The following is an 8,909-nucleotide window of genomic DNA, read 5'->3' on the forward strand; positions in this document are numbered from 1 at the left end:
GGCCGGTGCTGCTGGCGCGCGACCCGGCCGCGCCGGCGGAGGCGCCGCCGGTCCTACCCGGACCCGGCCTGCCGCGGCTGGCGCCCTGGACGCTGCTCGACCTGGCGGCGGAGGTGCACACGCTGTCGGCCGAGATGGCGCTGCTGGCCGGCGCCGCCGGCCTGCCCGCCTGGCTGGACGCTGCGCCGGCCTGGGGCGGCGCCGCGCCCGAGGCCGCCTTCGCCGCCCTGCTGGCGGCGACCCGCTGGACCGATCCCTTCCGCGGCACGCCCTGGACCGCGGCGGAGGGCATCGCCCAGCTCGGCGCCTGGCGGGTGGCGGAGGCGGAGCGGCGGCGCCTCGTCGCCTGCACCGGGATGGATGTGTTCAAGCGCGACGCCATGCGCCGGGCCCTCGGGCACCACCAGGGCGCGCCGCGCATGGTCTTCCGCGCCTCCCGTGCCCTGGCCCTGGCCGGCGCGGCGGGTGGGGCAGTGGGGATCTGGGCGGCGGTCATGCCGGCGGGGCTGCCGGCACGGGCGGCGCGGGCGCGCGTCGGGCTGGTGCGGATGGAGGACGGCTTCGTCCGCTCGGCCGGGCTCGGCGTGCATCGCGCCCCGGCCGCCTCCCTCGTGATGGACGCCTCCGGCATCCACTACGACCCTTCGGCCGAGAGCGACCTGGAGCGGCTGCTGGCAAGCACGGAGTTCGACGCGGCGCTGCTGTCCCGGGCGGCGCGGCTGCGGGCGCGGCTGACCGCGGCCGGCATCACCAAGTACAACCTGACCGGCGCGGCCGCGCTGCCTCCCCTGCCGCCGGGCCGTCGCGTCATCCTGGTGCCCGGCCAGGTGGAGGACGATGCCGCCATCCGCCGGGGCGGCGGGCCGCTGCGCAGCAACCTCGGCCTGCTGCGGGCGGTGCGGGCGGAGAACCCCGACGCCATCCTGCTGTGGAAGCCGCACCCGGATGTCGAGGCCGGCATGCGCCGCGGCCGCGTGCCCCGGGCCGAGGCCGCCCGGCTCGCCGACCATGTGCTGGACCGGGTGCCGGTCGCGCCGCTCTATGCGCTGGCGGCGGAGGTCCACTGCCTCTCCAGCCTCACGGGGTTCGAGGCGCTGCTGCGGGGATTGCGGGTGACCTGCTGGGGCCAGCCCTTCTATGCCGGCTGGGGGCTGACCGAGGACCGCGCCCCGCCGCCCCGCCGCGCCCGCCGCCTGAGCCTCGACGAGCTGGTCGCTGGCGCGCTGATCCTGCACCTGCGCTGCCGCGACCCGGTCACCGGCCTGCCCTGCCCGCCGGAGGTGCTGCTGGACCGGCTGGCGACCGGGGCGGTCGCGCCGCCGGCGCCGCCACGCCTGCCGGCGCCGATCCGCGCCCTGGCCGCCCGCTGCTCCCGCCTGCTGGCGGGGCTGGGCGCACGGCTATAGCGGCGGCAGCCTCTCGCGCCAGGGCGCCGCCCGCTCATAGGCCGCGGCCGCGCGGAAGATCAGCGCCTCGGAGAAGGAGGGGCCGACGAGCTGCATCCCGAGCGGCAGGCCCGCCGCCCCGCTGATCCCGCACATCACCGATAGGGCGGGGTGGCCGGTGACGTTGAAGGGCGTGCGCGCCTGGCGCGGATAGGTCCGCTCCACCTCCGGGCTGTCGTCGATGCGGCTGGCCGGATCCATGGAGCTGGCGCAGAGCAGCAGGTCCACCCCGGCGAAGGCATCCTGCACCGCCGCGGTCAGCTGCCGCCGGCGGCGCTGCGCCGCGACATAGTCGGCGCCGGTGACGAACATGCCGGGCAGCAGGCGCCGGCGCGTCACGGCGGCATAGTCGCCCGGCCGCTCGCGCAGCCAGGCCTCGTGGATCGAGGCCGCTTCCGGCAGCATGATGGCGCGGTTGACCGCGGCGAATTCGCCGAGCGGCGGCAGCGCGACATCCACCACCTCGGCCGCTTCCGCCCGCAGCAGGGCCGCCGCCGCCTCCAGCGCCGCCGCGACCTCCGGCGTCGCGGCCATGTCGCGCTCGTGGAAATGCCGCACGAAGCCGATGCGGAGCCCCGCCACGCCGCGATGTAGGTCGCGGGCATAGTCCTCCGGCGGGTGGGCGGCGCTGCCGGGATCGGCCGGGTCGTGCCCGGCCATGGCGTTCAGCAGCAGCGCGCCGTCGCGCACCGTCCGCGTCATCGGGCCGACATGGTCGAGAGTGAAGGAGAGCGGGAAGACGCCGCGCCGCGAGACCAGCCCATAGGTCGGCTTGAGGCCGACCAGCCCGCAATGCGAGGCCGGGTGCCGCACCGACCCGCCGGTATCGGTCCCCAGCGCCGCCGGCAGCATCCGCGCCGCGACCGCGGCGCCGGAGCCGGAGGAGGAGCCGCCGGGATGATGCGCCGGGTTCCAGGGGTTGCGGGCGGGCGGGAAGGGCAGGTCGAAGGCCGGCCCGCCGATGGCGAATTCATGGGTGGCGAGCTTCGCCGGGAAGACCGCCCCGGCCTCCCGCAGCCGGGCCACCACCGCCGCGTCCCCGGCGGCCACGCGGTCGAGGCAGAGCTTCGAGTGGCAGGTGGTGGGGTGGCCCGCTAGGTCGATGATGTCCTTCAGCCCGACCGGGATGCCGTGCAGCGGGCTGCGCGGGCCAGCCTTGGCGATCTCCGCCTCGGCGGCGCGGGCGGCCGCCGTCGCTTCCTCGGCGAGGAGGCGGATCACCGCGTTCAGCCGCGGCTCCAGCGCCGCCATGCGGTCGAGGCAGTCCTGCAGCAGCTCGACGGGCGAGAGGCGGCGGGCGGCGATCAGCGCCGCAGCCTCCGCCAGGGTCAGCGCATGCGGGGCGGTCACCGCATCGGCTCCGGCGCGCGATGCGCCGGCAGGGGTTCGGCCGCCGGGTCGGCGGGCCGGGCGAAGGCGGTGCGCAGCCGGGCGGCGGCGGCGATCGCCTCCTCCACATCGGCGCGATGGTCGGCCCAGGCGCGCTGCAGGCCGGCAGCCTCGGCCAGGGCGGCGTTGGATGCAGCATGGGACGCGGCGTTCATGGGGCTCGGCTCGGGCATCGGTTCCGTCTCCCTTGGCCGGCGTCTTCCGGCGGTCGCGGACGGGGATGGATGCTGGCGCAGGACGCGGCAGCGGGAAACCCTCGGCGGCGGCCATCGTTGCCCTGCCGGCGGGTCGGCGTGCCGTGCGCGCGGCCCGGGGGCATTCCATGCCCCACAACCAGCATAGGGAGACTGCACAGATGCGCCTCACCGGTTTCGTCGCGGCTGCCGCCGCGCTCGGCCTCACCCTCGCCACGCTGCCCGCCGATGCGGCGTCCGAGCGGCATCATCGCGGCGCGTCGCGCGCCGCCGCGTCCCCCTCCTCGGCCGCCGACAACTCGGCCGACCAGCTGAACGCCCAGAGCCTGCAGCGCGCCCAGTCGGGGCAGGAAGGCTCGGTCTCCGGCGGCTATGGCGGCAGCATGGGGGCCGGCAGCACCGGCGGCATGCCGGGCGGCTATGGTGGCGGCATGTCCGGCGGGTCCTCGCTGGGCGGATCGTCCCTGGGCCGGTCGTCCGTGGGCGGCTCCTCGCTGGGCGGCCCGGGGATGAGCGGCGGCGGCGGCGCCGGCAGCAGCGGCCCGGTCGGCGCCAGCAGCGGCATGCGCTGAGCCGGAGGGGGCCGGTTCCGGCCGGCCCCGTTCTGCTCTATCCCTGGTCGCCATGTCCGCGACCGCACCCCCCGCTGCCCCGCGCCTGCCGCTGCACGGCCTGCGCGTGGTGGAGCTCGGCCACTACATCGCCGCGCCCTTCGCCACCCGCCTGCTGGCCGATCTGGGCGCCGAGGTGATCAAGGTGGAGCCGCCCGAGGGCGACCCGGTGCGCGGCTGGGGCTCCGCGGTCGATGGCAACCCCGTCTGGTTCAGCGTGCATGGCCGCAACAAGCTCTCCGTCACGCTCGACCTGAAATCCGCCGAGGGGAAGGCACGGGTGCGCAAGCTGGTGGCGCGCGCCGATGCGCTGGTGGAGAATTTCCGCCCCGGCCAACTGGAGCGCTACGGCCTCGGCCCCGCCGACCTGCATGCGGTGAACCCGCGCCTCGTCATCGCCCGCATCAGTGGCTACGGCCAGGACGGGCCCTATCGCGACAAGCCGGCCTTCGGCGCGATCGGGGAGGCGATGGGCGGCCTCCGGCACCTCACCGCCAATCCTGGCCAGAGCGAGCATCCGCCGCCGCGCTGCGGCGTCTCCATCAGCGACGACCTCGCCGGCATGTACGCCGCCATGGCGCTGGTCGCCGCCTGCTGGCAGGTGAAGGGCGACCCGCAGGCGAAGGGTCGCGTCGTCGATGTGGACCTGGTGGGCAGCGTCTTCTCCCTGATGGAGGGGATGCTGCCGGAATACGGGCTGTTCGGCTGGGTGCGGCAGCCGCAGGGCGCCGCCATCAAGACCGCAGCGCCGACCAACACCTATCCCTGCGCCGACGGCAAGTGGCTCTGCATCGCCGGGAATTCCGACCTGATCTTCAAGCGGCTGATGGCGGCGATAGGCCAGCCCGCAGCCGCGGCGGATCCGCGCTTCGCCAGCAACGCGCTGCGTTGCGAGAACGTGGCCGAGCTGGACGCCATGATCGCCGCCTGGACCCGCACGCTGCCGGCGGCGGAGGCGGAGGCGGTGCTGGAGGCGGCGGAGGTGCCCTGTTCCCGCCTGTACGACATGCGCGACTGCGCCGAGGACCCGCATTTCCGCGCCCGCGACCTGGTGATGCCGGTGCAGGATCCGCTGCTGGGGGAGGTGCTGCACCCCGCCGCACCTTTCCGCTTCGACGGCGTGGCGCCGCGCGACATGGTGCGCTGGACCGGCCCCGCGGCGGGGGCGCACAACGAGCAGGTGTTCCGCATGCTGGAGGAGGAGACGCCATGAGCGCGCAGGTCGAACTGAGCGAGGTCGCGCCGCGCGACGGGCTGCAGTCCATCGGCGCCTTCGTGCCGACCGAGACCAAGATCGCCCTGGTCCGCGCCAGCTACGAGGCCGGGCTGCGCCGCATGGAGGTGGGCAGCTTCGTCTCGCCGCGGGCGGTGCCGCAGATGGCCGATACCGGCGAGGTCCTGAAGGTCGCGAAGCAGCTCGCCGGCCTCGAATGCACCGTCCTCGTCCCGAACCGGAAGGGCTTCGAGAGCGCGATGAATGCCGGCGCCGACCGGCTCGGCCTGTTCATGAGCGCGACCGAGAGCCACAACATGGCGAACCTGAACCGCACGCGGGAGGAGAGCTTCGCCGACCTCGCCGCCATCGTGCGGGAGACGCCGAAGGGGACAAAGATCCGCTTCAACCTCTCCTGCGTGTTCCACTGCCCCTTCGAGGGCGTGGTGCCGGAGCAGGAGGCGCTGGACTGGGTGGAGCGGATCATCGCGCTGGATCCCGACATGGAGATCGCGCTGGCCGACACCACCGGCAACGCTGCGCCCGACCAGGTGCGCCGCGTCTTCGAGCATGCGCATGCGGCCTGGGGGACGCGCTTCGCCTATCACGGCCACGACACCTACGGCATGGGTCTGGCCAATGTGACCGCGGCCTGGGAGGCGGGCTGCCGCATCTTCGACGCGGCCTCGGGCGGCATCGGCGGCTGCCCCTTCGCGCCCGGCGCCACGGGCAATGTGGCGATGGAGGACGTGGTCTGGCTGTTTCGCCGCATGGGCGTCGAGACCGGCGTCGACTGGGCAAAGCTGCTGGTCGCGGCGGATCTGGCGGCGGGCGTGCCGGGGGCGACGCCGGGCGGCGCGATGCGGCGGGTGCCGGCGGCGCGGCTGGCGGCCTGAGCGGGGAGGGGCGCTGCCCCTCCCGAACCCGCCCCGCCGGGGATCGAACTGATCCGCGGCCCCCCGTGTGAACCAAAACGACAATGGGGAGACCCCGGCGGGGTCTCCTCATTGTCGTTCAGGCCCGAGGGTTCCAAGGGCCCTTCGGCCCTTGGCGGGAGGCGCTCGAGGAGGGCGGGGGCCCTCCTCAGTCCGACGGTATGGCCGCGTGCTCGAAGCCCACGCGCACCAGCCCACCAGTCAGCCCCAGCGCGCTGCGCAGCTGCGCCAGCATCGCCTGCGCCGCGTCGCCCAGTTCGGCTTCCGGCCCGGCGACGCCTTCCACCAGCGCCATGGCGCGGCGGCGCTCGGCCAGCTTCGGCAGCAGCTTCGGCAGCGCCGCCAACGCCTCGGCCGGCGCCATGCTGGCGATCACCGTCTGCTCGCGGATCAGCGCCTGGCGGGCGCTCGCGGTCATCTCGCTGAACGGCGCCTCGGTCTGCATCAGCGCGTTGGATCGGGCGAGGCGCGAACGGCGCACCCCACCGCGCGCCTGCGCCAGCAGGATCATCATCCGCACCACCGCCTCGGCGAAGCCGCCCGAGCCGATGCGGGCCAGGGCCTGCCGCACCTCCGGCGCATCGGCCAGCGCGGCGGCGGAGGGCGGTTCCTCCGGCGTCTCGCCCCCGGCAACGCCGACCGCCGCCAGCATGCCGTAGACGCCGTGGAAGGCGATCTCGGTCCAGGCGTCGCGCCAGTCCCGCCAGGTGTCGAGGCTGCGCTCGACCTGATCGGCCCAGAGCTTCTCCCAGGCCAGGAAGGGATTGTCCCGCTTGGCCGGCGCGCGGTGCTGGCGCACCTGCTCGGCCAGGCCGGCGATGGGCGCGACCAGTGGGTTGGCATCGCTGACCAGCGTGCGGCGCAGCCGCAGCGGGTGCATCTGCCGCCGCTTCTCGGCCGAATCCTCGGTGCTCAGCTGCCGGACGATCGGCGCCGCGAACAGGTCGTAGAGCGACTGGTTCAGCGCCGCGATCTTGGCGACCGCCGGGAAGGCCTCGTTCTTCGCCTCGCCGCTGCGGGCGCGGACATCGGCGATGGTCCGCTCCTTCAGCTCCACATGCCAGGCATTGCTGTCGGGCTCGCGGGTGATCAGCATCTCGTAGAGGCCGGGGGCGACGCTGTCGATCAGCGTCAGCAGCTCGGCGATCTCGGAATGCTCCTTCAGCGCCACGGCGCCGGAGACGAAGATGCCGAGGTGGCCGATGTCGTCATGCATCAGGTAGACGATGGTCTGGCCGAGCGCCTTGATCTCCTGCTCGTCCCGGTACACGTCGGCGATCCAGCGCAGCGCCTGGCCGGGCGGGGTGATGTTGTCGCCGGCCGAGGCGAAGACGACGACGGGGCTGCGCACCGCCCGCATGTTGAAGGTGGCGCCGCCGCCGGCGCTGATCTCGCCGCGCGCGAAGCGGTCGCCGATGAATAGGTTCTCGACGATCCAGCGGATCTCGTCGCGGTTCATCAGGAAGTAGCCGCCCCACCAGCGCTCGAACTCCAGGAAGCGCTCGCCCTCGGTGTCGGCCTTCTGGAACAGGTTGTAGTACTTCCTGAACCAGGTGTTGCCCGGCGACAGGCTCTCGAAATTCAGCACCAGGTTGGCGCCGTCGAACTTGCCGTTGCCGAGATCGGCCAGCAGCGCCGCCGGCCAGGACCCGCCGGCGAGGCCGCCCAGGTAGCGCATGGGGTTCCGCCCGCGCTCGCCCGCCCAGTAGGAGAGGGGGGCGCCGTTCAGCACCAGGGCGCCGGTCAGCTCGGGCTGCGAGGCGCCCAGCATCATCACCGCCCAACCGCCCTGGCAGTTGCCTATGACGACGGGCTTCGGCGCCTCCGGATGCGCCTCGGACACCTTCCGCAGGAAGATCCCCTCGGCCTGGGTGATGTCGAGGATGGTCTGCCCCGGCTCCGGGTCGCGGAAGAAGATGACGAAATAGACCGGGTGGCCGCGGCGCAGCGCGACGCCGACTTGGCTGTCCGACTTGAAGCCGCCGATGCCGGCGCCGTGGCCGGCACGCGGGTCGATGATGACGAAGGGGCGCAGCTTCGGGTCGGTGGGCGGCAGCCCCTCCGGCACCGCGATCCGCACCAGGGCGTAGTTGCAGGGCCGCGACAGGGTGCGGCCATCCACCACCATCTCGTAGTCGAAGATCAGCACCGGCGGGCAGCCGGCCGCCTCGTGCTCGACGAAGGTGTTCCCGGCCTGGCGCATGGTGTCCCAGAACAGGACGGCGCGCTGCGAGGCGTCGAAGGCGTACTCCATGGCATCGCGCGCGAGGTCCATCGGGCTGCCGGAGGCCGGCGGCGGCGGCGGCGCCTCGAAGCTCGGCCGTAGCGCCTCGGCCTGCCGGCGGGCCACATCGGCCAGGGCGCGGGCCTGGTCCATCACGCGGGACATGGTTTCGGCCCCGCGGAGCATCAGCTCCCGGGCCGGAGGCGGGGTGACCATGGTCATCGTGTAGGCGTTCCTTCCTCGCGCGCTCATGTTGCACCGCAGCATTGCGCGGGTCCAGGGAAATGCGCAGGTGGCCGCGTCCGTTCTAGGTCGGGCGACCGGCCGGCCACCGGCCGTCCCGGGTCCGATGGCATGCCCGGCCGGCCCTGGCCAGGGGGCCCCGGTGCCGGTCGCCGGCCGGTCACCGGCGGATGATCGACCAGTGCACCGTCAGGTTGACCTCGACGCCCTTCGGATCCGCGCCGGGGGGGAAGGGCGGCAGCACCGCGTTGCGGAACGGGATCTCCAGCCCGGCATCCAGCCAGACCGAGCCCGAGCGGCGCGTCAGCCTTGCCCCGCGCACCCGGCCGTCGGGGTCGACCAGCAGCTGGATGCGGTTGGTGCCCTCGTCGCCCACCACGGCGGCGTTCGGTGGGTAGCGGACATTCTCGTCGAGCCAGCGGCGGAAGGCATTGCGCCAGTCCGGCCCCACCTCGGCGCCGCGCACGCTGAGCTGCGGCTCCACGCCGCCACGGCCCAGCGCGGCCAGGCTGCCGAGCGAGAGGTCGAGGCCGCCGCGCCTCGGCGCCTCCGGCCGCGGGGCCGGCTGCAGCTGGAACCCCTGCGGCAGCCACAGGCCGGGCAGCCGCTCCGGCTCGCTCGGCGGCCGGGCCGGGCGCGGCGGGGCGGTGACGGC

The 8,909-nt window shown here is 74.4% G+C and carries 8 protein-coding genes; 4 read left to right on the forward strand and 4 right to left on the reverse strand.

Annotated elements, in window-relative coordinates; genetic code table 11:
* Positions 1-1,406: capsular polysaccharide export protein, LipB/KpsS family (locus E2C05_RS24980; protein ID WP_133222362.1), on the forward strand; the 1,406-nt coding region annotated here is incomplete at its 5' end.
* Here the strand turns inward: E2C05_RS24980 and E2C05_RS24985 are convergent.
* Positions 1,401-2,795, reverse strand: a complete 1,395-nt coding sequence (locus E2C05_RS24985) for an amidase (RefSeq protein WP_192912516.1) — start codon at positions 2,793-2,795, stop codon at positions 1,401-1,403. The two genes, E2C05_RS24980 and E2C05_RS24985, sit on opposite strands and share 6 nt — an antisense overlap.
* A complete protein-coding gene (locus E2C05_RS34820; protein ID WP_192912517.1) occupies positions 2,792-3,007 on the reverse strand; it encodes a hypothetical protein in 216 nt (71 codons plus the stop codon). Before E2C05_RS34820 ends, E2C05_RS24985 begins: the two co-directional genes overlap by 4 nt.
* A gap of 182 nt (positions 3,008-3,189) precedes the next feature.
* Between E2C05_RS34820 and E2C05_RS24990 the strand changes: the two genes are divergently transcribed.
* From E2C05_RS24990 to E2C05_RS25000, 3 genes are read left to right on the forward strand one after another with little or no spacing between them, the layout of a single operon-like run.
* Positions 3,190-3,600 (forward strand): hypothetical protein, encoded by a 411-nt coding sequence (locus E2C05_RS24990; protein ID WP_133222364.1) that lies wholly within the window; start codon positions 3,190-3,192, stop codon positions 3,598-3,600.
* 52 nt (positions 3,601-3,652) lie between these two features.
* Positions 3,653-4,852 (forward strand): CaiB/BaiF CoA transferase family protein, encoded by a 1,200-nt coding sequence (locus E2C05_RS24995; RefSeq protein WP_133222365.1) that lies wholly within the window; start codon positions 3,653-3,655, stop codon positions 4,850-4,852.
* On the forward strand, positions 4,849-5,748 hold the full coding sequence (locus tag E2C05_RS25000) for a hydroxymethylglutaryl-CoA lyase (protein ID WP_133222366.1): 900 nt from the start codon (positions 4,849-4,851) through the stop codon (positions 5,746-5,748). The genes E2C05_RS24995 and E2C05_RS25000 overlap by 4 nt, the downstream gene beginning before the upstream one ends.
* 187 nt (positions 5,749-5,935) lie before the next feature.
* Here the strand turns inward: E2C05_RS25000 and E2C05_RS25005 are convergent, their stop codons facing one another.
* Together E2C05_RS25005 and E2C05_RS25010 are read right to left on the reverse strand one after the other, a co-directional pair.
* Positions 5,936-8,233, reverse strand: coding sequence for a DUF3141 domain-containing protein (locus E2C05_RS25005; RefSeq protein WP_158292359.1), 2,298 nt, complete (start codon positions 8,231-8,233; stop codon positions 5,936-5,938).
* Between the two features lie 181 nt (positions 8,234-8,414).
* Positions 8,415-8,909: TonB family protein (locus E2C05_RS25010; RefSeq protein WP_133222368.1), on the reverse strand; the 495-nt coding region annotated here is incomplete at its 5' end.

The sequence above is a fragment of the Paracraurococcus ruber genome (assembly GCF_004353985.1).
Taxonomy (GTDB): domain Bacteria; phylum Pseudomonadota; class Alphaproteobacteria; order Acetobacterales; family Acetobacteraceae; genus Paracraurococcus; species Paracraurococcus ruber.

What these genes read in the sequence shown, in the direction of transcription:
- E2C05_RS34820 (WP_192912517.1), bottom strand. Translation starts at nt 3,007, where the DNA reads ATGCCCGAGCCGAGCCCCATGAACGCCGCGTCCCATGCTGCATCCAAC.
- E2C05_RS24990 (WP_133222364.1), top strand. Translation starts at nt 3,190, where the DNA reads ATGCGCCTCACCGGTTTCGTCGCGGCTGCCGCCGCGCTCGGCCTCACC.
- E2C05_RS24995 (WP_133222365.1), top strand. Translation starts at nt 3,653, where the DNA reads ATGTCCGCGACCGCACCCCCCGCTGCCCCGCGCCTGCCGCTGCACGGC.
- E2C05_RS25000 (WP_133222366.1), top strand. Translation starts at nt 4,849, where the DNA reads ATGAGCGCGCAGGTCGAACTGAGCGAGGTCGCGCCGCGCGACGGGCTG.
- E2C05_RS25005 (WP_158292359.1), bottom strand. Translation starts at nt 8,233, where the DNA reads ATGACCATGGTCACCCCGCCTCCGGCCCGGGAGCTGATGCTCCGCGGG.